The 24,203-nt window shown below is 71.6% G+C and carries 20 protein-coding genes; 12 read left to right on the top strand and 8 right to left on the bottom strand.

Annotated features, from left to right (window positions below; genetic code table 11):
* Window positions 1-96: 96 nt before the first annotated feature.
* From OG589_RS17060 to OG589_RS17035, 6 genes are all read left to right on the top strand, one after another.
* On the top strand, window positions 97-933 hold the full coding sequence (locus tag OG589_RS17060; RefSeq protein WP_405150182.1) for an alpha/beta fold hydrolase: 837 nt from the start codon (window positions 97-99) through the stop codon (window positions 931-933).
* Window positions 934-1,055: 122 nt separating this feature from the next.
* Complete coding sequence (locus OG589_RS17055) at window positions 1,056-3,185, top strand: transglycosylase domain-containing protein (RefSeq protein ID WP_405150180.1); 2,130 nt, start codon at window positions 1,056-1,058, stop codon at window positions 3,183-3,185.
* A 212-nt stretch (window positions 3,186-3,397) separates the two neighbouring features.
* On the top strand, window positions 3,398-3,991 hold the full coding sequence (locus OG589_RS17050) for a hemerythrin domain-containing protein (RefSeq protein ID WP_405150179.1): 594 nt from the start codon (window positions 3,398-3,400) through the stop codon (window positions 3,989-3,991).
* Window positions 3,992-4,178: 187 nt separating this feature from the next.
* Window positions 4,179-4,832 carry a TetR/AcrR family transcriptional regulator gene (locus OG589_RS17045; RefSeq protein ID WP_405150177.1) on the top strand — a complete coding sequence of 218 codons (654 nt, stop codon included), beginning with the start codon at window positions 4,179-4,181 and terminating at the stop codon, window positions 4,830-4,832.
* Window positions 4,833-4,886: 54 nt separating this feature from the next.
* Window positions 4,887-5,009, top strand: a complete 123-nt coding sequence (locus OG589_RS17040; RefSeq protein WP_405150176.1) for a hypothetical protein — start codon at window positions 4,887-4,889, stop codon at window positions 5,007-5,009.
* A gap of 22 nt (window positions 5,010-5,031) precedes the next feature.
* Entirely contained in the window at window positions 5,032-5,853 is an 822-nt protein-coding gene (locus OG589_RS17035) for a class I SAM-dependent methyltransferase (RefSeq protein ID WP_405150174.1), read from the top strand.
* A 120-nt stretch (window positions 5,854-5,973) separates the two neighbouring features.
* On the opposite strand, the gene OG589_RS17030 is transcribed toward OG589_RS17035, so the two are convergent.
* Complete coding sequence (locus OG589_RS17030; protein ID WP_405150172.1) at window positions 5,974-6,636, bottom strand: response regulator; 663 nt, start codon at window positions 6,634-6,636, stop codon at window positions 5,974-5,976.
* Window positions 6,624-7,814, bottom strand: coding sequence for a sensor histidine kinase (locus OG589_RS17025; protein ID WP_405150170.1), 1,191 nt, complete (start codon window positions 7,812-7,814; stop codon window positions 6,624-6,626). The genes OG589_RS17030 and OG589_RS17025 overlap by 13 nt, the downstream gene beginning before the upstream one ends.
* 204 nt (window positions 7,815-8,018) lie before the next feature.
* On the opposite strand from OG589_RS17025, the gene OG589_RS17020 reads away from it, so the two are divergent.
* Window positions 8,019-8,444 carry a DUF6069 family protein gene (locus OG589_RS17020; RefSeq protein WP_405150169.1) on the top strand — a complete coding sequence of 142 codons (426 nt, stop codon included), beginning with the start codon at window positions 8,019-8,021 and terminating at the stop codon, window positions 8,442-8,444.
* 67 nt (window positions 8,445-8,511) lie between these two features.
* On the opposite strand, the gene OG589_RS17015 is transcribed toward OG589_RS17020, so the two are convergent.
* The 3 genes from OG589_RS17015 to OG589_RS17005 form a co-directional block, all read right to left on the bottom strand.
* Entirely contained in the window at window positions 8,512-11,376 is a 2,865-nt protein-coding gene (locus OG589_RS17015; RefSeq protein WP_405150168.1) for a CARDB domain-containing protein, read from the bottom strand.
* Window positions 11,377-11,509: 133 nt separating this feature from the next.
* Window positions 11,510-12,364 carry a hypothetical protein gene (locus OG589_RS17010; RefSeq protein ID WP_405150166.1) on the bottom strand — a complete coding sequence of 285 codons (855 nt, stop codon included), beginning with the start codon at window positions 12,362-12,364 and terminating at the stop codon, window positions 11,510-11,512.
* 347 nt (window positions 12,365-12,711) lie between these two features.
* A complete protein-coding gene (locus OG589_RS17005; RefSeq protein WP_405150164.1) occupies window positions 12,712-12,987 on the bottom strand; it encodes an isoamylase early set domain-containing protein in 276 nt (91 codons plus the stop codon).
* A gap of 234 nt (window positions 12,988-13,221) precedes the next feature.
* Here OG589_RS17005 and OG589_RS17000 point away from each other — a divergent pair, with 234 nt between their 5' ends.
* The gene (locus OG589_RS17000) at window positions 13,222-16,566 is read left to right on the top strand and encodes a tectonin domain-containing protein (protein ID WP_405150163.1); all 3,345 of its coding nucleotides are present in this window, start codon (window positions 13,222-13,224) and stop codon (window positions 16,564-16,566) included.
* Between the two features lie 122 nt (window positions 16,567-16,688).
* Here the strand turns inward: OG589_RS17000 and OG589_RS16995 are convergent, their stop codons facing one another.
* Window positions 16,689-18,239 carry an MDR family MFS transporter gene (locus tag OG589_RS16995; RefSeq protein ID WP_405152058.1) on the bottom strand — a complete coding sequence of 517 codons (1,551 nt, stop codon included), beginning with the start codon at window positions 18,237-18,239 and terminating at the stop codon, window positions 16,689-16,691.
* A gap of 147 nt (window positions 18,240-18,386) precedes the next feature.
* Between OG589_RS16995 and OG589_RS16990 the strand changes: the two genes are divergently transcribed.
* Together OG589_RS16990 and OG589_RS16985 are read left to right on the top strand one after the other, a co-directional pair.
* Window positions 18,387-18,983 carry a TetR/AcrR family transcriptional regulator gene (locus OG589_RS16990; RefSeq protein ID WP_405150161.1) on the top strand — a complete coding sequence of 199 codons (597 nt, stop codon included), beginning with the start codon at window positions 18,387-18,389 and terminating at the stop codon, window positions 18,981-18,983.
* Window positions 18,984-19,564: 581 nt separating this feature from the next.
* Window positions 19,565-20,359, top strand: coding sequence for a hypothetical protein (locus tag OG589_RS16985; protein ID WP_405150160.1), 795 nt, complete (start codon window positions 19,565-19,567; stop codon window positions 20,357-20,359).
* Between the two features lie 3 nt (window positions 20,360-20,362).
* Here OG589_RS16985 and OG589_RS16980 read toward each other — a convergent pair whose 3' ends face one another.
* Window positions 20,363-21,577, bottom strand: coding sequence for an MFS transporter (locus OG589_RS16980; protein WP_405150158.1), 1,215 nt, complete (start codon window positions 21,575-21,577; stop codon window positions 20,363-20,365).
* Between the two features lie 58 nt (window positions 21,578-21,635).
* On the opposite strand from OG589_RS16980, the gene OG589_RS16975 reads away from it, so the two are divergent.
* On the top strand, window positions 21,636-22,604 hold the full coding sequence (locus tag OG589_RS16975) for a transcriptional regulator (protein ID WP_405150156.1): 969 nt from the start codon (window positions 21,636-21,638) through the stop codon (window positions 22,602-22,604).
* A 58-nt stretch (window positions 22,605-22,662) separates the two neighbouring features.
* Here OG589_RS16975 and OG589_RS16970 read toward each other — a convergent pair whose 3' ends face one another.
* Window positions 22,663-23,289 (bottom strand): TetR/AcrR family transcriptional regulator, encoded by a 627-nt coding sequence (locus OG589_RS16970; protein WP_405150155.1) that lies wholly within the window; start codon window positions 23,287-23,289, stop codon window positions 22,663-22,665.
* 147 nt (window positions 23,290-23,436) lie between these two features.
* On the opposite strand from OG589_RS16970, the gene OG589_RS16965 reads away from it, so the two are divergent.
* On the top strand, window positions 23,437-24,201 hold the full coding sequence (locus tag OG589_RS16965) for an SDR family NAD(P)-dependent oxidoreductase (RefSeq protein ID WP_405150154.1): 765 nt from the start codon (window positions 23,437-23,439) through the stop codon (window positions 24,199-24,201).
* Window positions 24,202-24,203: the final 2 nt, after the last annotated feature.

Raw genomic sequence — 24,203 nt, 5'->3', positions numbered from 1 at the left:
GCTCGGCCGCGGTCGCGGTGGCGTACTGCAGCAGCACGTTCACGCCCCAGGCCGCCTGCCCGCCCGGTCGGCGTGCTCCGGAGTTAGGCTCGGCGGGTGGTGACAGAGCTTGATCTCAAGTTGGACGACGGTCGCACGCTGCACGTCTACGACACGGGCGGTGATGGTCGGCTCGCCGTGTTCTGGCACCACGGCACGCCGAACATCGGCGCCCCTCCCGAGCCCCTCTTCCCGGCCGCCGCCGAGCTGGGCATTCGCTGGGTGTCGTACGACCGGCCCGGATACGGCGGCTCCACCCCCCGCCCGGGCCGGGACCTGGCGTCGGCGGCGGCCTGCGCCTCCGGCGTCGCCGACGCACTCGGCATCGGCCGGTTCGCGGTCATGGGCCATTCCGGCGGCGGCCCGCATGCCCTCGCGTGCGGCGCGCTGCTGCCCGATCGCGTGCTCGGCGTGGTCAGCGTGGCCGGCCTCGCCCCGTTCGGCGCGGAGGGGCTCGACTGGTTCGCGGGCATGACGCCCTCAGGCGCGGCGTCCCTGCGCGCCGCCGCCGAGGGGCGCGCGGCGAAGGAGAGGTACGAGGCGGGCGCCGAGTACGACCCGGAGATGTTCACCCCGGCGGATCACGCCGCGCTCGCCGGTGAGTGGTCCTGGTTCGGCGATGTCGTCGGCCCGGCCGTGGCCGCCGGCCCTGGCGGGCTGATCGACGACGACCTCGCCTACGTCGCCCCCTGGGGATTCGACCCCGCGCGGGTGACCGCGCCGGCCCTGCTGCTGCACGGCGGCCTGGACCGGGTCGTGCCCGGCCCGCACGGCGAGTGGCTGGCGCGCCACTGCCCATCGGCGGAACTGCGGTCGTCCCCGGACGACGGGCACAACTCGATCCTCCACTCGGCTCCGGCCGCCTTGAGCTGGCTCCGTGACCATGCTGAGTAGTGCCTGACCTGCGGTTATGTGTGATTCGATATGGATCCCATCCAGATATCGATATTAGACATCAACTGATTCGGTCTGCTTTGCTCCTGCTCTCTGCTGGACGAGAGCAAGGACGGCATCACATGGGGGGCCATGAGCGGCCGGGGGCCGTGTCGAAGGTCGTGCGTCTTGCCGCCGTGGGGACGGCGGCGGGCGTGCTGGTCGCGGGGATCGCGTTGCCGACGGTGGGGGGTGCGGGCTTAGGGCTCATGCAGGCGGCCAACGAGGTGAACCTCAGACCGAAGGAGCTCGCCGAGCCTCCACCGGCCGAGGTCACGATCGTGCAGGACGTCAAGGGCAACGAGATCGCGCGGTTCTACGAGGAGTACCGCCAGGCCGTCACGCTCGACGAGATCGCCGAGGTCATGAAGACGGCGATCATCTCGATCGAGGACTACCGGTTCTACGAGCACGGCGCGATCGACATCGAGGGCACGATCCGCGCGCTGGCCAAGAACCTGCAGTCCGGCGGGGTGAGCCAGGGCGGGTCGAGCATCACCCAGCAGTACGTCAAGCAGGTGCTGCTCAACTCCGCGGACACCGACAAGGAGAAGAACAAGGCGCTGGAGACGAGCTACGCGCGCAAGCTCAACGAGCTGCGGTACGCGATGGCGGTCGAGAAGAAGTACACCAAGGACCAGATCCTGGAGAAGTACCTCAACATCGCCTACTTCGGTGCCGGCGCCTACGGGGTGGAGGCGGCCGCCCGGCGGTTCTTCGGCGTCAAGGCGAGCGAACTCACCCTGCCGCAGGCGGCGACGCTGGCGGGCGCGGTGCAGGACCCCAACGCCACCGACCCCAACCTGGGCAGGAAGCAGCGCGAGCGGCTGCTGAACCGGCGCGACGTCGTGCTGCACCGGATGGCCGAGCTGGGCAAGATCACCCCGGCCGTGGCGGCCAAGGCGAAGGCCACCAAGCTCGGCTACAAGGGTACGAAGCTGCCCGGCGGCTGCGAGGCGAGCGACTATCCGTACTTCTGCGTCTACGTCCGCAGCGAGATCCTGAACAACCCCGACTTCGGCGAGACGGCCAAGGCCCGCGAGCGGTTCCTCAATCGCGGCGGCCTGACGATCAGGACCACGATCGACCCGGCCATGCAGGCGGCGGCGGACAAGGCGATCAGGGAGTGGGTCCGCCCCTCAGACGACCCGGTCGCGGCCGAGGCCCTGGTCCAGCCGGGCACCGGGGCGATCAAGGCGATGGCGGCCAGCCGGGCGTACGGCAGGCGCGGGTCCAAGAACCAGATCTCCTACAACCTCGTCGCCGACGCCGCGCACGGGGGCGGCGTCGGCTTCCAGGCGGGCTCGACCTTCAAGACGTTCACGCTGCTCAACGCCTTGCAGAAGGGCATGAAGCTCGACGACGGCTTCTCCGCGGGCGCCGGCTACCGGGCCTCCGGCTACTCGGCGTTCGAGAACTGCAAGGGCGAGAACATCGGCGACCCGACCCACACCGTCACCAACGACGAGGGCGGCCCCGGCTGGAAGACCCTGCGGACCGGCACCTGGGAGTCGGTGAACACCTTCTTCATGATGCTGGAGCAGCAGGTCGGGCTCTGCGGCACGGTCGAGACCGCGAAGTCGCTGGGCATCCACCGCTCCGACGGGCGCAAGCTCCAGGAGTACGAGACGTTCACGCTCGGCATCAACGAGATGGACCCCGTCACGGTGGCCAACGCGTACGCCGCGATCGGCGCCCGGGGCAAGTACTGCGCGCCGATGGCGATCAGCCAGATCACCGACAGGTACGGCAGGACGACGAAGTACCGGCCCAAGTGCCGGCAGGCGCTCGGCCCCGAGGTCGCAGACGCGGCGGCCGACGTGCTGTCCGGGGTGTTCACCAAGGGCACGATGCGGGCCGTGGGCGGCATCGGCCGCGACGCGGCGGGCAAGACCGGCACCACCGACGGCTACGCCACCGCCTGGTTCGCCGGGTTCACCCCGGACCTGGCCGGCGCGGTCAGCATCGGCGACCCGCGAGGCTCGGGGAACCACAGGCTGAGCGGCGTCACGATCGGCGGCCGTTACTACGGCTCGGTCTTCGGCGCCACGATCCCGGGCCCCATCTGGAAGCGGACGATGCTGGCGGCACTGAAGAACGTCGATCCGACGCCGTTCACCCCGGTCGATCCGGTGAGGTTCGGCGGCTGCGACCGCAACTGCCGCCCCGCCGCGCCCCCCTCGGCCGACGACGTCACCGAGACGGGCCCGTGAGGTCAGGACGTTCGCCGGCGTCTCCGAGCATGACGTCTAGCTGGATGTGGGTCTGCGGCGGCAGGCCACTCACCCGCGCGGCGGGCGCCGTCGTCGCCGTGGAAAGCGGGCTGTCCCCCGGGCGCTTGGTGAAGTTATTGCCTGGTCGGGAAGCCCTGGTCGGTTCTACTCGACGGTTGTGCGGGGAGTGGCCTCCGTTGGGAGGTAATGCCATGGCTGAGAGCAAAACAAAACCGGAGCTCCTCGACGAGAACGATGTAGTCGGGCTGTTGCTCCACCAGCACGCCATGATCCGCGACCTGTTCGCCGAGGTGGAACAGGCGACAGGAGGGGCGAGGGCAGAGTCGTTCGAGCGGCTGGTGCGACTGCTGGCCGTGCACGAGACGGCCGAGGAGGAGATCGTCCATCCCTACGCCCGGCGCAAGATCGACGGGGGAGAGGCGATCGTCGACGACCGGCTCCGTGAGGAGAACGAGGCCAAGCAGTTGCTCACCCTCATGGAGAAGCGCGGTACCGACGACCCATCCTTCGGGCCGAACCTGAATAAACTGCGCCGCGCGGTGACCGAGCACGCGGAGGCGGAGGAGCGCTACGAGTTCACCCAGCTGGTCAAGGAGACGACCGAGGCCGAGCGGCGGGCCATGGCCCTCGGGGTGAGGGCCGCCGAGGCCATCGCTCCGACGCACCCGCATCCCGGGGTGGAGACGGCGACGGAGAACGTCGCGATCGGCACTCCGGCCGCCATCATGGACCGGGCTCGCGACCTGATCCGCCAGGCGATGGGCAAGAAGAAGCAAGACGACTGATCCGCTACCGGGGGCGTATGGCTCACGGGCCGTACGTCCCTGAGGCGTGCCCGCACCATCGCGCCCGGCAGAGATGCCGTTCGACGGTTGAGGCTATCGGACCGCCACTGGACGGCGGGCTACACACACGTGTAGTTTTCTTCATGAGTGAGTAGTCGGTTGTATCCACATACAGGACGGATTCTCGGTGGCGACGAACCGATGGGACCCCGAAGACCTCACCGGTCGTGCCCGGATCAGGGACGCGGCGATGCGCCTCTTCGGCGAGCTGGGCTTCGAGCGCACGACGATCCGGGGGATCGCCGAGGCCGCCGGGGTGTCCTCGGGGCTGGTGCGCCACCATTTCGGCTCCAAGCAGGAGCTGCGCGAGGTCTGCGACGCGCACCTGGTCAAGGTGGTCCGCCGGCTGAACGCCGAGGCCCGGGCCGCAGGGGGCACGATGAACCCCGTCGCGGCGATGGGCCCCTACCAGCGGTATCTGGCGCGCGCCCTGGCCGAGGGATGGGCCGCGCCGCTGTTCGACGAGATGGTCGAGATGGGCGCGCGGTGGCTCGCGGACGCGGACAGGCACCGCCCCGACCCGCCCGACGTCGATCCGAGGGCCCGGGCGGCGGTGATCGCCGCGATGGCGCTGGGCGTCGGCGTCCTCCACCGGCACGTGTCCCGGGGGCTGGGCGTCGACGTGTCGAGCCCTGAGGGCGAGCGATTGCTCTACCGCGCCCTGATCGACGTCTACTCCCACCCCGTGCTCACCCCCGAGGAGGCCGCCTCGGCACGGGAAGCCCTCGACAAGGCCACCCAGGCGGACCGCGAAGCGCGCGAGGAGCATCCCGATGACTGACGCCATCTCGGTGGACTACGAGCGCGACGGCGCGGCGAACGCCGAGGTGCCGCGATGAACACGCTGACCGGCACCGGCGGGCTGGTCCGCCTCGCGCTGCGGCGTGACCGCGTGCTGCTGCCGCTGTGGGTCCTGCTCCCCGCAGTGTTCCCGCCGGTGTACCTGCCGGTCGGCTGACGCGATCTTCCAGGAGGACCGCATGGACAGGATCCCGATCGACTTCACCGGCGTGCGGGTCACCGCGCTCGTCGAGCTGTACCTCCGGTGGCTGGACGCCGAGGACCCGCACCCGATCCTCGGCGACACCTGGGCGGACCGGGTCGTACAGCGGCTGGACTTCGACTTCTCCCAGTTCACGCCCCTGGACATCGGCCGTTACGCCGTCGGCGTCCGGTCACGGGTGATGGACGAGTGGACCGCGGAGTACCTGTCGGGCAATCCGGACGCGGTGGTGCTGGACCTCGGCTCCGGACTCGACAGCCGGGTCTTCCGCGTCGATCCGGCCCCGGGGCATCACTGGTACGACGTGGACTTCCCGGACGTCATCGCGATCAGGGACCGGCTGTACCCCCCGCGCGCGGAGCACACCAGCGTCGGCGCGTCCGTCATCGACCAGGACTGGCTCGCCCGCATACCGCGCGACAGGCCCGTGATGGTGGTGGCCGACGGCCTCTTCCAGTTCCTCGGCGAGGACGAGGTGCGGCGGGTCTTCCGGCAGATCATCGACCACTTCCCGAGTGGGCGGTTCGTCTTCAACATAGGCGCGGCGCTCGTCAAGAAGCGCTATGAGAGCCGGCCTGAGCCGGTCTTCGCGAAGCACGGCGTCACCTTCGGGTGGACCATCGAAGGCCCGCGAGAGGCCGAGAAGCTCGACGACCGGCTCCGCTACGTGGACCAGCGGAGCCTGGCGGAGCCGACTTTGATCAAGCACGCCTCGCTGTACTACCGGATGGTGGTCGCCCTGGTCAGAGCGGTGCCGGCCTGGCGGAACAGCGGCTTCCTCCTCCGCTACCGCTTCTGACGAGCCCGGCGCGTCCGCGAGCGGCGGGACGTACGTGACGGTCCTCTCGCTCTACGTCCCGGACGCCCACGATTCTCCGCGTACGGCCGGTGCGCGCCGGCGTCGGTCAGGGGGCCGGGGTCAGGCCAGGCCGGCGTCGTGGGCCAGGAGGGCGATCTGGGTCCGGTTGTCGAGGGCGAGCTTGGTGAGGATGTGGGAGACGTGGGCCTTGACCGTGGCCACGCTCATGAACAGCTCGGCCGCGATCTCGGCGTTGCTCCGGCCCTGCGCCACGGCGAGGACCACGTCGTTCTCGCGGGGGCTGAGGGTGGCCAGCGCGGCGCGCGCCCGCTGGTAGGCGCCGGCCTGGACGGCCGCGCGGTCCATGAGCCGGCGGGTGACGCGGGGGGACAGCATCGGGTCTCCGGCGGCGACCCGGCGGACCGCCTCGACGATCAGCGGTGGCGGGGTGTCCTTGATCAGGAAGCCGCTGGCGCCGGCGCGCAGCGCGTGCAGGATGTTCTCGTCGGTGTCGAAGGTGGTCAGCACGATGACCTCGGGCGGGTGCCGCCGGCTTCGTAGCCTGCGGGTGGCGGTGATGCCGTCCACGCGCGGCATCCGCAGGTCCATGAGCACGACGTCGGGGGCGTGCGCGTCGGTGGCCGCGAGCACCTCGTCGCCGTCGGCGGCCTCGCCGACCACGGTGATGCCGTGGATGCCGTCGAGCATCATGGACAGCCCCGCGCGGACGAGGGCGTCGTCGTCGACCAGGAGTACGCGCAGCGGACGGCTCACGCCGGCCATGGTAGCCAGGCGCGCAGACGGAACTCGGCGGCGGTCGCCTCGTGGTCGAGCCGCCCGCCGGCGAGCTGCACCCGCTCGGTCAGCCCGACCAGACCGGTGCCCGCGCCGGGTGCGATGGGCGCCGCGGCCCCACCGGCGGGCAGCGGGTTGCGGATGTCGATCACGAGCCGGTCGCCGGGACGGCCCTCCAGCACCACTTGGACCGGCTGGCCGGCGGCGTGCTTCCTGGCGTTGGTCAGTCCCTCCTGCACGACACGGTAGGCGGTGCGGCCCGCGGCGGCGGGCAGGGCGGCCGCGTCCACCACCCCGTCGCGCAACCGCACCTGCCCTCCGGCGTCGCGGGACTCGTCGACCAGCCGGGGGAGGTCGGCCAGTGCGGGCTGCGGCCATCCGCCGGGGTCGTGGTCTTCGGCGGGGTCCTCGTCGCGCAGCAGGCTGATCACCTCGCGGAGCTCGTCGAGGGCCTGGTGCGCTCCGGCGCGGACCACTCCGGCGGCGCGGGAGAGCTGCTCGGGCGGGGAGTCCGGGCGGTACTCCAGCGCACCCGCGTACGTGGCCAGCAGGGACAGCCGGTGGGCCAGCACGTCGTGCATCTCCCTGGCGATGCGGGTGCGTTCCAGCATGCGGGCCTCTGCCACCCGCCGGCCCTGCTCGGCCTCGGCGCGGCGGGCGCGTTCGCGCAGCGAGTCGACCAGCGCGCGGCGCGCCTGGGCCAGCGTGCCCCAGCCGAGCAGCGCGCCGTACCCGACGGTGACCAGGGCCAGCCACCAGCCGAACGAGATGCCCCCGTTGGGCCGCGACAGGCCCTGCACCACGTGCGCCGCGATCCCCGCCGCCGCCGTCGCGGCCGCGACGGGGAAACCGCGCCGCTGGGCGACCTGCAGCGCGCCCAGGGTGGCCGGCGGGGTCGCGGCGGGCGACAGCGCTGCCAGCAGGGTGAGCGCCAGCGCGCCGGTGACCGGCCGCCACAGCAGGACGGGGGACAGGAGGCATCCCAGCACCCCTGACACGATGTCGAGGACCGGCAGCCCCCGCGCCGGGCGCGCGTCGAGCAGGCCCCAGATCGTCGGCGCGACCAGGGCGGCCATGCCGGCGATCACGCCGGCCACGACCGCGGCACGGGGGACGCGCCGCCGCACGGACTCCGCCTCCGCGTCGCAGTGGTTCTCGCCGTTCACCGGCCAAGGGTAGCTCCGGGCATCGGGACGCCGACACCTACCAAAGTCGGTGCCCGGCCCGACCGCGGTCGTACTCGCCGCCGCCGCACGCCCGATGCCGCGACCGGGCCGCGACGGGGACGCTGGGGGCGTGAACCAGACGGGACCGGCCGTGGCCGCCATCAGCGGATGCCCCGCCCGCCCGTTGTCGAAAGGGGAAGCGCAGTGTTGGGCGAAACCACTCCTGCTCATGCCACACCCGGTCGCGCCGGCCGTACCGCCGCGCGGCGGCCGCTGACGGTGGCCGGTGCGACGGTCGCGGCGCTCGCCGTCTGGGCGCTGGCCGATCCGGTGGCGGGAATCGATCTGGCCGTCCGGGCCGGCGGGGCGGTCCAGTCCGTAGGTCCGGCTTCGGTCGCGGTGGCGAGCCTGGTCGCGGGGCTGGCGGCCTGGGCGCTGCTCGCGTCGCTGGAACGGTTGACGAGCCGGCCGGGGCTGATCTGGACGATCATCGCGGTCGCGGTGCTCGTGCTGTCGCTGCTCGGGCCGCTCGGCGCGGTCGGCGCCGCGAGCACGCTGGCGCTTGCAGGCATGCACCTGGTCGTCGCCGCGGTGCTCATCCCGGGCCTCGGACGTTCGGCGCGCGGCTGACCGTACGTCGATGACGAAGCCTCCCAGGCCGCACGAGGGCGGGCCTGGGAGGCGTTCGCGGTGGTGACTAGTAGCGTTCCGCCACGCCTGAGTTGATCTCGGTGAGGGCCAGGGTGGCATCGGTGTAGCGGACGAGGTTGGACAGGGTCGGCGGCTGGGCCAGGGTGGTCTGCGCGTAGCGGACGGCGTCGCCGACCGTGTTCAGGTGCAGCCGCTGGGTCGTGATCGTACGGACGGCGGTGCCCGCGTTGATCCGGCGGGAGGCCATGTTGAACGTCGTGGCCAGCAGTTCCGCGCGCAAGGTGCGCGGCTGCGTCGCCGGGAGGAACAGGACGGCCGAGGCCTCCTGCTGGGACAGTGCGCCGTCGGCGGCGGAGCCGTCGGCCCCGTCGAAACGGGTGTCGGTCGCCTGCGTGCGGGCCAGCACCTCGGGCGTCCGCAGGTCCTGCCGCAGTCCCCACAGCGCCGAGAGCATCGGCAGCCTGCTGGGCGCGACCGCGGTGATCGAGGTCCGCGCCGATCCCGTCGCCGGGGGGAACGTGCAGCCGTTCGCCCCGCCGTAGGACAGGCTCGCCGTCCCGGTCACCGTGGCGCCCGCCTCCATCAGCAGGGTGGGCCGCGCGGTGAACGTGATGGTGCCCGACGCCCCGGCGGCGACCGTGGCGAGGTTCCAGGTCAGCGTCGTGGTGCCGTCGGCGTTCCTGGTCACGGTGGCCGGACGCGGCCCTGTTCCCTGGTCGAGGGCCTGGCTGTAGTAGACGCCGGCGGGCAGCGTGTACTTCAGCGTGGCCCCGGTCGCCGGGGCGCTGCCGGTGTTGCGATGGCCGACCGTGTACGTGATCGCCTCGCCCGCGTTCACCGAGGAGGTCGCCGTGGCGGTCACCGCCATGACTGGCGCGTGCACCTTGGTGGCGGCCGTGGCCGTGTTGTCGGCCAGCGTCTCGTCCAGCTCCGGCTCCCCTTCGGCGTTCCTGCCGGTGACCTTGGCGGTGCTGGTCAGCGTGCTGCCGTCGATGGCCGTACAGGGCACCGTGTACGTGAACGTCTCGGTGGCCGTCTGGCCGTGTGCCAGGTCGCTCAGCTGCCGGGTGACCGGGTCGCCCACGGGTGGCGTGAACGTGACCGAGGTCGCGGTGGACCTGCTTGCCCCCTTGTTCCCGATCGTCACGGTGGCGGTCACCGTGTCGCCGCCGGCGGCGTCGGGCTTGTCGACCGTCATGCCCGCGGTCAGGTCGACCGCCTTGACGCGGAGCACCGCGTCCCCGGTCAGCTCGGGCACGGCCGGGCCGTGCACGCCGTCGGAGAAGTAGCGGCTGCTGGTGAAGTCGTAGACCAGGCGGTCCCAGTCGGGGTTGCTGAGGAGGGTCTCATCACTGGCGGCCTTGTCGCAGTCCGGGCCGAGGGCCGTGATGCGGTTGATGTTGGCGGAGGCGCTGCTGGAGAACGGCGGCCCGTCGCCGGTCCAGTCGATCGGGTCGTCCGCCGGGCCTTTGGCCACCACGCCGCCGACGCCGTAGATGACCGGGCGGACGACGCCCGGGAGGCCCGGGTCGTTGGTCTCGTCGAGGTCGGTCTCCTTCAGGGTCGCCTTGCCGAACCGCTGGTAGTCGAGGGGGCGGCCGGGGTCGATGCCCGCGAACTGCCAGGAGTAGCTCATGACGCTCTGGTAGTTCGGCTTGCAGTTGACCAGGTCGACGGTCCCGTTGTCGTACCGGCCGCCGTGGCCGAGGCCGAAGGTGTGGCCGAGCTCGTGCAGCAGCGTCGCCTGCTCTGCGGCGGCGCGCCCGCCGACCTCGCCGAACATCTTCGTGGTCCAGCGGCCGAGGGACACGACGAAGTCGTTGGAGCCCCGGTCGTCCAGCTCCGCCCGGCCCGAGGTGGTCCCGCTGTCCGTCAGGCCGTTGATGAAGATCCCGTAGCGGAAGTGCAGCCGCTTGTACAGCATGATCTTGTCGCACAGCGGGCCGGCCCGGTCGGCGTCGGTGCCGAAGTTGCCGGTGGCGTCCGGGCCGCAGGCCTTGGCCGGGTTGCCCTGCTTGAGGTCGTCGAAGTCGTCGTACGTGCCGGGGGCGCGGGTGTCGCCGAAGTCGATCGCCTCGGCGAACGGCAGCTCCTCATCGGGTATCAGATGGAGTGCCAGGCCGTCGGCAGATGTCTGGGGGTTGGTCACCAGGGCGTTCGAGAACACCTGCTCGACCCTGGACAGCACGCCGTCCTGTGGCTTCTCGCCGCGCATCCAGTCGATCTCGGCGTAGATGTCGCGCCGGGTGGGGTCGGCGCCGAGGTCGGGCAGCGACAGGTCGATGACGTTGTCGTCGTTGAAGTCGACGCCGCGGTACTCCTCGTAGTCGGTGTAGCCGTCCCCGTCGGAGTCGGTGACGCTGTTCGGGGTGATCTCGATGCACACCTCCACGGCGGGCTGCGGGTCGCTCCCGAAGATCCCGCCGCCCGGCTCGCCGTTGCCGGTGACGCACTGGACGGACGAGGTCATGTCGCCCGAGACGGTGCCGTGGATCATGTTGACCTTGAACCGGGTGTAGGGATCGCCTGCCCGGGGGGAGGTGTCGGCCCAGTCGTCACCCGACGTGGAGTCGTGGTCCTTGATCAGGACGGAGATCTCCTGGTCGACGACCGTGGTCGGGACCTGCTGGGTCAGCGTCCAGAACGGCGCGACCTGCACCTGGTCCTCGGCCGCTCTCGGGGTGGTGAACGTGGGGAAGCCGGCGAAGGTGATCTCTCCGTAGAAGTCGGGGGCGCTCTCTCCGGCGCTTTCGAGTCCTTCGTTGCGGCAGGGATCGACGCAGCTCACCAGGAGGATGCGCACGGTGAGCGGCTGAGTGCTCGCCGCTCTTGCGGGTGTGGCGGTGGCGACGGTCAGGCCCAGGGTGATCATAAGGAGGGCGAGGGCCGTGCGTAGGGGGCCGGTAGACATACCGCCACCATCCGGCCCTTTGGACCGATCCAGCATGAGTACCCCCCTACTCAACCCGCCATCCCGCCCCCCAGACCACGCCTCGCGTCCGGTCGCCCGCTCGAACGTGCGGCATCCGGGGGCGAAGGCTCCTTCATCCCCGCGAGGGGGTGCGACGGCGTAGGAGGAGGCCGGTGGTGGCCGCCAGGAGGAGCAGGAGGCCGGCCAGCACGAATATGCGCCCGTCCGGGCCCGCGTCGCCGCCGCCCCCGGTCTCGGCGGCCCCCGCCGGGGTCTTCGTCACCCTGGTGTTGCCGACCCTTGCGACCTCGGTCTCCGTTTCGGTGGCGGTGGCGGTGGCGGTGGCGGTGGCGGTGGCGGTGGCGGTGGCGGTGCGGGTCGGTGTCGGGCTCGTGGTCGTCGGGGTGGGGCTGCTCGTCAGGCCGTCCGCGGTGACGGTGAGGTTGTAGGTCGTCAGGTCGTCCCGGTTCAGGACCTCGCACTCGATCGACCGCGTATCGGGGCGTGGCCCGAAGTTGATCGCAGCGGGCCTCACGGTTCCCGCGCCCGCGTTGGAAGTCTTCGTCTTCATGCCGACCACCTCTGTCGGCAGCGCGATGATCTCGCCCGCGCTGACCGCGCCGAGCGTGCCGACTCCGGTGGCGGAGGTCAGCTTGGTGATCCCGCTGATGGACGCGTACGCGTACAGGTTGAGGTCACCGGCCAGCCCACCGGCGGGCGCCTTCAACTCGGAGCCCTCGATGTAGGTGCCGCGCCAGCCGATGGTCATCTGCTCGCCCGTCCTGGCGTCGGCCGGCATCGTCAGCTCGACCTTGACCTTGATGTTCTGCGTCTCGGCCATGCCGGTGGCGCACCGGTACTCCACGATGTCGGTGCCGACGCGCGAGCCCTCTCGCGCCTCCGGGACGGCGGCGTGGGCCGGGTGCAAGGAGAGGAGTATGCCACCGGCGAGGGCGGCGGCGGGGAGAAGAACAGAGCGGACGCGCAAGTCGACTCCTGTCAGGACAGATGGGACGCAAGTGAAGACGCGGCCCGAGCGTGCTCGGTTGTCGGCGTCCGTCGCGCGTGATCGTCCCGAGATGCTCGTGGCGCTCCTGGACGGCGCCTCGGCGCGGGTACGCGTCGAGGCGCTCACCGGCCTGGTAGGGCTCGGCCGTACCGAGTACGGGCCGCGCTTCCTGGCCGAGGAGGCGTCGATGATGCGGCTGACCGCGCAGTGGGCGGTTCGCCGGGCGGGTGGGGGAGGCGGAGGGGGCCGTGCCGGTGGAGATCACTCGTCTGCTTCGCTGGCTCATCCGGAGCGGCCCGGGAACGGCCTGAACGACTCCCGGGGGATCACAGGTGGATCAGGCTGCCCAGGTGGTCGATGCCGTCGGCGGTCTCGTCGTCGAACCACAGGCCGCCGGTGCCGAGGTAGCGGAACCGGTGGACGCCCGGGGGGAGGATCACCGAGACGGTGCGGGTGCTGTTGCTGCGGCGCCGCAGTTCATGGCGCCCGGGGCACCAGTCGTTGAAGTCGCCCACGACGCTGACGACGCCCGAGGGATCGTAGGCGGGCAACGCGAAGGTGATGCGGGTCTTACGGCCGAACAGGGGGGTGCGCTTGAGCATCGAGGATCCTCCCGGGTGGTGACGGTTCCCACCCTTTCGCAACGCCACCCAGGGGAGATATACGGACGCCGGTGATGTAACACAGTCTTCACGCCCCCTTCCGATTCCCGCCCGGCCCTGCGAGCCGTCGCTCTGCAATGCGGTCACGCCCCCCCACATCCGTTGTCGATTGGTTGGCAATGCGGCGGGAGCACTGTCGGTGGAGAGGCAGCGTCGGAAGGTACAGGGGTCACCATGGGATCAGACGAGCGGCGGTTTCTCAGCGAGCCAGGAGCGGGAGACCGTGACGGGGTGGTTCCCACGCTGAGGTCCATCAGCGTGGCGGGGGACGGTTCGGTCTGGGGGCTGGATCCGGCGGGCGCGCTGGTCCAGAACACCGAGCACGCCGAGACCTGGCAGCCGCGTCCCGGCTCACCGGCCCGCGTCAGCGCGGCGGCGGACGGCTCGGTCTTCGGGGTCGACGAGAAGGGCGCGCTTCTCGTGTACAGCGGCATCTGGCAGTGGCTCGGCCCGATCCCCGGCGCGACGCTCGCCACCCTCGCGGCCGTGGACGCCGCGACCGTGTGGGGCGTCGACACCTCGGGGGCCGTCCACCGGTACGACGCCGGCGCAGCGACCTGGACCGCCGTTCCCGGCCCCGCGAAGGCGCCGGTCGAGGAGTTGCACGCCACCTCCGACGGGTCGGTCTTCGCCCTGGACGCGTCCGGGGTCCTGTCACGGCTGGATTCGTCGGGGTGGTCACCGCTCACCCCGCCGCCCGAGAGGCTGCGGTCGTTCGGCGCCGGCGCGTCCGGCTGGCTGTGGGGGATCGGCTCGTCCGGCGCGGTCATGCAGTACGACGGCGGGGACGCGTGGGAGAACGTGCCCGCCCCCGGCGAAGACCCCGTCACGTCGATCGCCTGCGGGGACGACATCACGGTCTGGGTGCTCGGCGACTCGGGCACGGTCTACGAGTTCGAGCCGAAGGGGACGCGCTGGACGGCGCTGCCCGCGCCGTCGGCGAAAGGCGTCGCGCGGATGTCCGTCGGCAGCCGCGGCAGCGCCTGGGTCGTCTGCCGCGACGACGGTGTCCAGCAGTACGTGCGGCACCTCAGCCTGTGGAGCACGGCAGGCCTCGACCTGCCGCTCGCCCGCCTGGCGGCGGTGGACCGTACGAGCCTGTGGGGACTCGACGATGCGGGCGGCGTCCACCGGGCGGAGCGTTCGGCCGACGGGTGGGGGCACACGGTGGTGCCGGGCAGGCTGAGCTGGATCTCCGCGGCCGGGAACGGCATCGTCTGGGGCGTCGACGCGGCGGGTACGGCGTACCGGTTCGTGGACGCGCCGGACTACTGGGCACCCGTCGCCCTCCCGGAGGGCAAGGCCACGAGGGTCTCGGTCACCGCCGACGGCGTGGTGATGGTCCTGTGCGGCGGTTCGGTCCTGCGGTACGAGCCTGACGACGGGGACTGGACCAAGGTCGGCACGCCTCCGGAGGGAACGTACTTCACCGACCTCAGCGCCATGCCGGAGGGCGCCGCGTACGCCGTCGACAAGGAAGGCGGGCTCCATCTCTACCTCGGCACCTGGTTCCCGGCGGGCGGCCCGGCGATCCAGGTGTCGGCCGGCGGGGGCGACGTGTGGGTGCTCGACTCGGAGGGCAGGCCTGTGCGGCGGGCGGCCTCGGGCGAATCCATGGAGGCGACTCACGGCAGGCCGGCCAAGGGCGTGGCCTTCTGGGACGCGGAGTCCGTCTTCGACGAGGCGCGGAGCACCCACCTCTGGATCGTCAACCGGGGCGCCGCGCTCGCAGGTCAGGAGCCCGAGGTCGGCGCGCGCCTGCTGGCGCTGGTGCAGCCGTTCAAGGGGAGGCTCGGCAACGCCTTTCACGACAACCTGTGCCAGGGGCTCAACGACGCGGACTTCCTGCCGCAGTACAACAACCCCATGTACGGCCAGGCCACGTACATGTCGCACTTCTACGACCCCGCGAACGACCGGAACTGGTTCGGGTTCAACTTCCCGACGGCGCTGACCGAAGGGACGATGTACTTCGAGCAGGCCGTCGCCGAGTACCAGGCCGAGCGGCTCGGCGAGGCGGGCTACGCGCTCGGCCTGGCCCTGCACTACCTGACCGACCTGACACAGCCGATGCACTCGGGGAACTTCATCGCGGGCATGTCGTGGCCGAACCCCTTCTACCACACCGACTTCGAGAGCTACGCCATGGAGATCCAGTCCACGGTCAAGACGCCCGCGAAGTACCAGGCTTGCGGGCTCGGCACATCGCCCGGACCGTACCTCGTCGTGGCGGCGAAGGCCTCGAAGCTCTACTACCGCAAGGTCGTGCAGGACCCCGTGACCCGCCAGTACGTGTGGTTCACCCCTGCGTACCAGAAGATGGCGGACATAGTCGTTCCCTCGCTCCTGTCGGACGCGGTGACGATCGTCTCGCAGTTCCTCGTGGCCTGGATGCGGCGGGCGCTCGATACCGGCCCCGGCTGGCACTGGGCCGACCTCGGGACCCCGCTCACCTCGACGGTGGCGCGGGGCATCGGGGCGGTGGCGGTACGGGAGAACGCCCGATCGGAGGGCCACCCGTACGTGTTCGTCCAGGGTGCCGACGGCCATCTCTGGCTGAACTGGCAGGACGACCGCGGATGGCACTGGAGGCACCAGGGCGGAGACCTGTCGTTCGGGGTCGGCGTCACCGCCATCCACGACACGCCGCAGGCGGACAGGCCGTACGTCTTCGTCCGCGGCAAGGACGAGAACCTCTGGATCAACTGGTGGACCGGCAAGGAGTGGGTCTGGACCAGGCAGGACGGCACGCCGACGGGGTGCACCGTCACCGCGGGCCTCGGCGCGGTGGCGCTCGCGCGGACGCCGAGCGCGGGAGCCCAGCCGTTCGCGGTCGTGCGATGCGACGACCGCAACGTGTGGGTGAACTGGTGGAACAGCGCTTCCAGCGTCTGGCGCTGGACGAACCTCGGTCACCCGCCCAATGTGGACGTCGCCCAGGCGATGGGCGTGCTCGCGGTGTCGGACGGGCAGAATCCGAACGAGCTCCTCCACGTCTACGTCCTCGGCACCGACGGACGGCTGTGGGGCTGCGTCTCCGACCTGGAGACCTGGCAGTGGACCGACCTCGGCGCGGTGCCCGGCCACGCCATCACCGGCGCGGCGGGCGCGCTGACCGTGCAGGACTGGGCCGGCCAGCCGAACAGGCCGTACGTGTTCGTGGTCGCGGACGATGGGCACCTGTGGGCCAACTGGTCCAACGGCACCGTCCGCCAGTGGAGGGACCACGGCTCAGCGGACGGCAGGCCGGTCAGGCTCGGCCTCGGCGCCGTGACCGTCCAGGACAAGCCCGGCGGTCTGCAGAACCCCATCGTCCTGGTCACCGACGGCGAGGGGTCGGTCTGGGCCAACCGCTGGACCGGCGGCACCTGGGTGTGGGAGCAGCACGGCGGGCTCAGCGCACAGGCCACGGCGGGGCTCGGTTTCATCACAACCAAGGAGTCGCCGACGGCGCCGCAGCAGCCGCGCGTCTTCATGGGGAGCGCCGACGGTCACGTGTACGCCAACTGGTACCGCTAGAGCCGTCCGGCCGGGTGGCACGGGACGCGTCCCACGCCACCCGGCTCAGGGTCGGACGACGAGCCAGAGCACCAGCGCGGCCACCGCAGCGAATGCGACATGTCCGTAGAGTCAGGGAGGTGTCAGGTCAGCGCCTCGCCGGCGGGCCGCAGTTCCCGCTCGTCGGCCTTGGGGGCGTCTGGCAGGTCCAGGCTGTCGCGCAGCTTGGTCGGCTTGAGGAAGAGCGTGGCGACGACGCCGACCACGCTGATCCCGGCGGAGACGAGGAAGATGTGCCCCGTGGCGTCGCCGTACGCCGCGCGGACGACCGTCCTCGCGGCCTCGGGCAGCGCGGCGAGGTTGAGGGAGCCGCCCGACGAGCCGGACGGCTGGATGCCCGCCTTCGCGAAGCCTTCCGCGATGCCGGCGGCCACCCGGTTGGCCAGGACCGCGCCGAGGACCGAGACCCCGAAGGTGCCGCCCAGTGAGCGGAAGAACGTGACGGCGCCGCTGGCGGCGCCCAGCTCCCGCAGCGGGACGGTGTTCTGGATGGCCAGCACGAGGTTCTGCATGGACATGCCGACGCCGATGCCCACCAGCAGCATCCCGCCCGACACGAGCACCAGCGAGGTCTCGTGGTCGATGGTGGACAGCCCGAGGAAACCGAGCGTGAGCACGATCGCGCCCGTCACGATGTACGGCTTGACGTGGCCGCTCCTGGATACGAGCCGCCCGGAGATGGTGGAGGAGAGCAGCACCCCGAGCATCAGCGGGATGGTCAGCAGCCCGGCCTCGGTGGGGCTGTAGCCCCGGCCGATCTGGAAGTACTGGCCCAGGAACACCGCTCCGCCGAACATCGCCATGCCCACCGCGAGGCTGGCGAGGATCGCCAGGGCGGGGGTGCGCCTGCGGACGATGTGCAGCGGCACCACCGGTTCCTTGACCCGCGACTCCACCCAGGTGGCGGCCGCCAGCACGAGCACCCCGCCGCCGGCGATGACCGCGGTCTGCCAGGAGATCCAGTCGAAGGAGTTGCCGACGAAGGTGATCCAGATGAGCAGGATGCTGACGCCCGCGGCGATCAGCGTGGCGCCCGCGTAGTCGACGCTGGTGTCCGGGCGGCGGACGGTGACGACGTGGAGCGTCTTGTGCAGCAGGACGAAGGCGATCGCGGTGAACGGCACGGCGATGAAGAAGCACCAGCGCCAGCCCAGCCACGAGGTGTCGGCTATGAGGCCGCCGAGCAGCGGCCCTGCCACGGTGGCCACGGCCATCACGGCGCCGAGGTAGCCGTTGTAGCGTCCCCGCTGCTTGGGGGTGATCATCGCGGCCAGGACGACCTGGACCAGGATCTGCAGGGCGCCCATGCCGAGGCCCTGCAGGGCGCGGAAGGCGATGAGCTGGCCGGTGTTCTGCGCGAACCCGCAGGCCAGCGAGCTGACCATGAAGATCACGATGGAGATCTGGAGGAGCAGCTTCTTGCTGAACAGGTCGGCCAGCTTGCCCCAGATCGGGGTGGACGCGGTCGCGGCGAGCAGCGACGCGGTGATCACCCAGGTGTACTGCGACTGGGTGCCGTCCAGCGCGCCGATGATCTGCGGCAGCGCCACCGACACGATCGTGCCGCTGATCATCGCCACGAACAGCACGAGGAGCAGCCCGCTCAGCGCTTCGAGGATCTGCCGGTGGCTCATCGGCTCCGCGTCGTGCGCGGTGACCGGTTGTGCGCTCACGCGCGACCTCCGATTCGGTCATTCAGGAAGGGACTCGAACACCATACATGCGCATTGGGCAAGTTTGCGCACTAGGCATGTTTGAAGCAACGGTAAGCTGTCCGTGTCATGACGACCACAGTCGGGTTGCGCGAGCGCAAGAAGGCCGAGACGCGGCAGGCGGTTCACGAGGCCGCGCTGCGGCTGGCCGTGGAGCACGGACTCGACCACGTCACCGTCGAGGCGATCGCCGACGCCGCCAACGTCTCGCGGCGCACCTTCTCCAACTACTTCGCCAGCAAGGAGGACGCCCTCCTCTACGGCGACGAGCAGCGCATCCGCCTCATGGTCGAGCGGGTCCGCGCCCGCCCCGCCGAGGAGCCGGCCTGGCGGGCGTTGAGCGAGGCCGTGCACGATCTCTACCGCGAAACGGGCGGACCCGAAAGGGAGTGGGCCGTCCGCGCCTCGCTCGCCAAGCGGCACCCCTCGCTGCTGGCGAGGCAGCTGGCCAACCACGCCAACCTCGAACGCGAGCTCGCCGAGGCCATCGCCCGGCGCGGCGACGCCGGCTCCGGCACCGGCACGCGGACCCGCGTGATGGCGGCCGCCTTCCTGGTCGCGCTGCGCATCGCCACGCACATGTGGACCGACGAGCACGAGTCGCGCACTCTGGGCGAGATCATGGACGAGGTCTTCGACGAGATGGCCCGGCCCTTCGACCGGTAGCGGGCGTCCCCCCGGCGATCGCGGACGAAAGCAGATTTTTTTCAACTTTCGTAACCTTACGGTGACCTGCTAAAAGCCTCCCCCGCTGAGGGTGATCGGCTGATTTGCCCGCTTGGGCGCCGAGAAAGCGGGCAGGCTTTCCCGCGCCATTGCAGCCGGACTCAGAGGCCGGAGGTGATCGTCGTCCGCACGGGCAAGCGAACGACTCTGTCATGCCGCAGTCGCTTCGGCGCGAGTTCGATCAGATCAGCCAGTTGGAGGACATGGTGACGCCAGCAACCCCTGACAAGCCAAACGAAGAAGTGTCGACCGAACCGGGCGGGCCACGCTGGCGCATCCCACGCCCACTGTTCTTCGCCGCAGCTCTCGTGCTGGCGGCGTCGGGCGGCGTCGAAGCGGCCGCGGCGTCGGCGTCATCGCCTACCACCCCCCCGACGGGGACGCCGACTCCCACGGCGACGATCAGCGAGACCCCGACTGAGAGCCCGACTGAGACCCCCACGGAAACGCCCACCGGGACCCCGACCGAAACTCCGACCGAAACCCCCACGGAAACGCCGACGCCGGCTCCCACCGTCACGGTGTCCGCCGCGGACGCCTGGCGCTTCATCGGCACCCCGCACGGCGAGTTCGTCGTGCCGGCGAAGGGCTGCGTCTTCCCGGTGCTGTTCACCCAGACCGGGCAGGCCACCGTCGTGGCCGAGGACGCGATCACCGTGAAGAGCCAGGACGGCTTCGAGAGGGTGTACGCGATCGGCGACGCCACCCGGACCGTGTCGGGACGGCGGGGCGACACCAAGGTCAAGCAGGGCGACTGGGTGTCGGTGACCTCCGTGGCCCAAGGCGACTCGACGCCGGTCCCGCCCCAGGACGCACCGACGCCGGTCCCGCCAGAGGACGCGCCGACGCCGGTTCCGCCTGAGGACGCGCCGACGCCGGTCCCGTCCCAGAGCGTGCCGACGACCGCGCCGCCTCAGGACTCCCCGACGGCCGTCCCGCCCCAGGGCGTGCCGACGCCGGTCGCGCCTCAGGTGGAGCCGACGACGGCCGCGCCCCAGGGGGAGACGACGACGGCCGCCTGGGTCTTCGATCTGACGCGGCCCAGCAAGAACTTCTGGCGCGGCAAGGGCTGGTGGGCTCCCAAGCACTGGCAGCCGGGCAACCTACAGTGGCGTGCCCCCAAGCCGTGCCCCACCGAGACGCCGGCCCCCACCCCCACCCCGACGGAGACCCCTACCGAGACCCCAACCGCGACTCCCACTGAGACCCCCACCGAGACCCCGACCGGAACCCCCACCGAGACACCGACCGAGACCTCCACGGCCGAGCCGACGGTGACCCAGACCGTGACCGTGCCCCCGAGCCCGGCCCCCTGACCCTCAGCGCCGGTCTTCCGCCAGTGGCCGCGGGCGCGCGCCCGCGGCCACCTGGCCCGGCCGTCCGCGGTGAAGGCCGGGAGCCAGCGTGAGCGTGACGGCGACGGAGGCCGCCGCCAGCAGGGTCATCGCCGTCGAGGGCGAGGTGAACTGGGCGAGGCTTCCCGCCAGGGCGGCGCCCACGCCCTGCATTGTCAGCATGCCGGCGGAGTGCAGGCCGAGCGCGTGCCCGCTCAGCTCGTCCGGCGTCAGCGACATCAGGCGCTCCTGGAGCAGCAGACTGGCCGAATACCCGACGGCGGCGAGCGTGACGGCCGCGACGGCGAGGGGCAGCGCCGGGCGCAGTACGAAGACCAGGTACGGGACGGCGAGCAGCAGGTACAGCGGGATGGGGAGCCGCTCTCTCCACCGGGTGGGGACGAACCGGCCGGTCAGGGTGTCCCCGGCCAGCATGCCGAGCGCGCCGCAGGCGAACAGCAGTCCCGCGTGCCGGGGCGCGTAGGAGACGTACAGGGACTCGCAGCCGACGACCAGCCCGTTGGGCACCCAGAGGGCGAGGTAGACGCGGCGGCGGGGGACCGAGGACCACAGCCGGGCGTTGTTCCGCCAGGTCCCGGCGATCGACGGGCGTCCGGCGGCGCGCGGGGGGCGCCCGCTGAGGCCGAACCGGGAGACGGCCGCGCCCGCGAGGTACAGGGCGGCGCCGACGAGCAGTGTGCCGCGCGGCGACAGGGTGGTCACGAGCACGCCTCCGGTCGCGAACCCGCAGATCTGCATGGTCCCGACGGACATGTTGAGCACCGAGCGGCCGAGCAGGTAGCCCTCCCTGGCGAGGATCTCGTTGAGCAGCCCGTAGCGCACCCCGCCGCCCAGCGAGGCGATCATCCCCTGGCCCAGGAGCACGGTGAAGACGGCCCACACGGGCAGGCCGGGGATGGCCAGAGCGGCGGTGGCGAGCCCGAAGACCAGTGCCAGGCCCGTCATCGCGGCGCGCGGCGGCAGCCGGTCGGCCGCCGACAGCAGCGTCGTCGCACCGACCACCTGCATGAGGGAGGGCCCGAACATGGCGAGGGCGGACAGCAGCGGCGATCCGGTCGCCGTGTAGACCAGCGTGCCCAGGGCAAGGCCGCTCACCGTCTGGGCCGCCACCTGCCCGGCGGACGCGAGGAAGAACGGCGTGAACTCCGGCGTCCGGAAGAGGTCTCGATAGGTGCGCATGGCCGGAGTCTCGGAGATCCCCCCGCGGGGACGTTATTGTTTCGCGGGGAGGCGAAACTTGGGCTGGTGGCAGGTCAACGCGGACACGCTCGCGGGCAGCCGGTTCGTCGTCTCCCCGCTGGCCGAGGCCATCGCGAGCCTGAAGACCCTGAAGCGGGGGACGGCCGCGCACCCGGGGGAGCGTGCCTGGCTCGACTCCCACCGGCCCGCCTACCAGGAGCGGCTGGCCCGTGATCCGATCACCGCGCTGCTCATACGGGCCGCGTTCGCGCCCACCTGGAACGCCGACTTCCTCACCCCCACGCCCACGGGCGAGAGTGAGACCACCTTCGCGCGGGAGCTGGGGCGCGTACGGGAGACTGCGCCCGAGAGCGCCCGCGCCGACCTGACCGTGTCGCTGGGCGGCCCGCTTCCCGCCCGGCTGAACCGCTCCGACCTGCCGGAACGCGCGGCCGACCTGCTGGAGTGGGTGTGGACGCGGACCGTGCTGCCGTACTGGCCGCGGCGCCGGCGGGTCATCGAGGCCGACGTCGTCGCGCGTACGGCGCAGTTGAGCCAGGGCGGGTGGGCCGCGGCCCTGGATGACATGCGCCCAGGGATGCGCTGGCTCGGGGAGAGCCGGCTGCAGATCAACACCCACGCCAACCCGCCGCGAGAGCTCGCCGGGGCGCCGTTGATGTTCGTCCCCGTCACCTCACGCGAGAGCTGGGTCTCGTGGGACGCGCACCGGTACGCCGTGGTGTACCCGTGCTCGGGCGCGCTGGCCGAGGCGGGCCGGGCTCCGGTGCCCGAGGCTCTGGGTGCGTTGCTCGGTCCCGCGCGTGCGGGCGTCCTGGTGCTGCTCGGCACGCCGAAGAGCACCACACAGCTCGTGGCGCTGACCGGCCAGGGGCTCGGGTCGGTGGGCCGCCACCTCAAGGTGCTGCTCGACGCCCGCCTGGTGCGGCGGCGGCGTGCCGGGCGCTCCGTGCTCTACTTCCGGACGGACGCGGGCGACGCCCTGGTGGAGGCCCAGGCCTCCTCGTGACCAGGTGCCCTGAGGCCGGTGTCCTGAGGCGGGTGTCCTGAGGCCGGTGTCCTGAGGCTCAGGCCGCGCCGGCGTCGCGTCGCGGGCGGGCGCCGGGGCCGCGCAGGCCGTCGAGGGCCGAGGTCAGCGACACCTCCAGGTAGGTGATGCGGTCGGTCGCCTGCAGCATGGCCGCGCCGCCGGTGACGGCGGTCAGGATGGCGGTGGCGGCCTGGTCGGCGTCGGTGCTCGCGTCGATCTCGCCGGCCTCCGTCAGGGCCCGTACCCCGGTGGCGAGGTAGGCGTGCCACCGGTCGAGCAGGTCGGTGACGATGGCCCGCGTCGCGGGGTTCCCCTCGCCGAGCTGAGAAGTGAGGGCCGACAGCGGGCAGCTCTGGCGCTGCACGTCGTAGTTCTCGATCACCCGCTCGCGCCAGGCCTGCCACTTGCCCCAGGTGGTCAGGTCGCCGAGCATCGGCTGCTGGTCGGCCAGCACCTGCTCGGCCTCGTGACCGGCCACGGCCAGCATCAGGTCGGCCCTGCCCTCGGGGAAGTAGTGGAACAGCTGGCTCTTGCTCGTCGAGGTCGCCGCCCGGATGTCGTCCAGGCTCACGTTCGCGAGGCCCCGCTCACGCATCAGCGTGGCCGCGCCCTCGACGATGCGCTGCCGGGTGGCAGCGCCCTTGGAAGTCAGCACTCGCTCCATGGACACCACGATAGAAGGCGCGCGGACCCTCGGGCGCGGCCGGAGCATTGGACCGTGCGGTCCAGATGCGTGCTAGCGTACTGGACTATGCGGTCCATTCGGTGGGCCGCCGGCACGTATGACCTGCGGATAAGGGGAGACAGCGGCATGGGCACACGCCTTTCGAACAAGACGGCGCTCGTCACGGGAGCCACCAGCAACATCGGGCGGGCCATCGCGGTCGCGTTCGCCGCCGAGGGGGCGCACGTCGTCGTGTCGGGCCGCAGCAAGGAGCGCGGCGCCGAGGTGGTCGAGCGGATCAGGGCCGCGGGGGGCCGCGCGGACTTCGTCGCGGTGGAGCTCGACGGCACCGCGAGGACCAGCGAGGCCCTGGCCGACGAGGCGACCCGCGTGCTCGGCGGGCGCATCGACATCCTGGTCAACAACGCCGGAATCTACCCCGGCTCGACCACCACGGACACCGACGAGGCGACCTTCGACCGGGTGTACGCGGTCAACGTCAAGGCGCCGTTCTTCCTCACCGCGGCGGTCGCACCCGCCATGGTCAAGGCGGGCGGCGGCACGATCATCAACCTCGGCTCGTGGGTCGCCCGCCTCGGCATCCCGGTCGGCGCGCTGTACAGCTCCACCAAGGGCGCGGTGGAGACGCTGACGAAGGCGTGGGCGGCCGAGTTCGGCCCCGCCGGCGTGCGCGTCAACGCCATCTCGCCCGGGGTGGTCCACACGCCCGTACCGGACGCCGCGCACCCGGGCGACGTCATGATGAAGGGCACTCCTGCCGGCGCCTCGGGCACGCCGGACGCCGTCGCGCACGCCGCGGTGTACCTCGCCAGTGACGAGTCGGCCTTCGTGCACGGCACGGTGCTCGACGTCGACGGCGGCCGCGTCGGCGTGGCCGTCATCGCCGCCTGAGG

The organism is Sphaerisporangium sp. NBC_01403 (genome assembly GCF_045040145.1).
Lineage (GTDB): Bacteria > Actinomycetota > Actinomycetes > Streptosporangiales > Streptosporangiaceae > Sphaerisporangium > Sphaerisporangium viridialbum.
This window is presented reverse-complemented; position numbering and strand designations above follow the sequence as displayed.

Excerpts from the sequence above, each read along its gene's own strand:
- OG589_RS17055 (WP_405150180.1), top strand. The coding sequence starts at position 1,056 with ATGGGGGGCCATGAGCGGCCGGGGGCCGTGTCGAAGGTCGTGCGTCTT.
- OG589_RS17050 (WP_405150179.1), top strand. The coding sequence starts at position 3,398 with ATGGCTGAGAGCAAAACAAAACCGGAGCTCCTCGACGAGAACGATGTA.
- OG589_RS17040 (WP_405150176.1), top strand. The coding sequence starts at position 4,887 with ATGAACACGCTGACCGGCACCGGCGGGCTGGTCCGCCTCGCGCTGCGG.
- OG589_RS17035 (WP_405150174.1), top strand. The coding sequence starts at position 5,032 with ATGGACAGGATCCCGATCGACTTCACCGGCGTGCGGGTCACCGCGCTC.
- OG589_RS17030 (WP_405150172.1), bottom strand. The coding sequence starts at position 6,636 with ATGGCCGGCGTGAGCCGTCCGCTGCGCGTACTCCTGGTCGACGACGAC.
- OG589_RS17015 (WP_405150168.1), bottom strand. The coding sequence starts at position 11,376 with ATGTCTACCGGCCCCCTACGCACGGCCCTCGCCCTCCTTATGATCACC.
- OG589_RS17005 (WP_405150164.1), bottom strand. The coding sequence starts at position 12,987 with ATGCTCAAGCGCACCCCCCTGTTCGGCCGTAAGACCCGCATCACCTTC.
- OG589_RS17000 (WP_405150163.1), top strand. The coding sequence starts at position 13,222 with ATGGGATCAGACGAGCGGCGGTTTCTCAGCGAGCCAGGAGCGGGAGAC.
- OG589_RS16995 (WP_405152058.1), bottom strand. The coding sequence starts at position 18,239 with ATGAGCCACCGGCAGATCCTCGAAGCGCTGAGCGGGCTGCTCCTCGTG.
- OG589_RS16990 (WP_405150161.1), top strand. The coding sequence starts at position 18,387 with ATGACGACCACAGTCGGGTTGCGCGAGCGCAAGAAGGCCGAGACGCGG.
- OG589_RS16980 (WP_405150158.1), bottom strand. The coding sequence starts at position 21,577 with ATGCGCACCTATCGAGACCTCTTCCGGACGCCGGAGTTCACGCCGTTC.
- OG589_RS16970 (WP_405150155.1), bottom strand. The coding sequence starts at position 23,289 with ATGGAGCGAGTGCTGACTTCCAAGGGCGCTGCCACCCGGCAGCGCATC.
- OG589_RS16965 (WP_405150154.1), top strand. The coding sequence starts at position 23,437 with ATGGGCACACGCCTTTCGAACAAGACGGCGCTCGTCACGGGAGCCACC.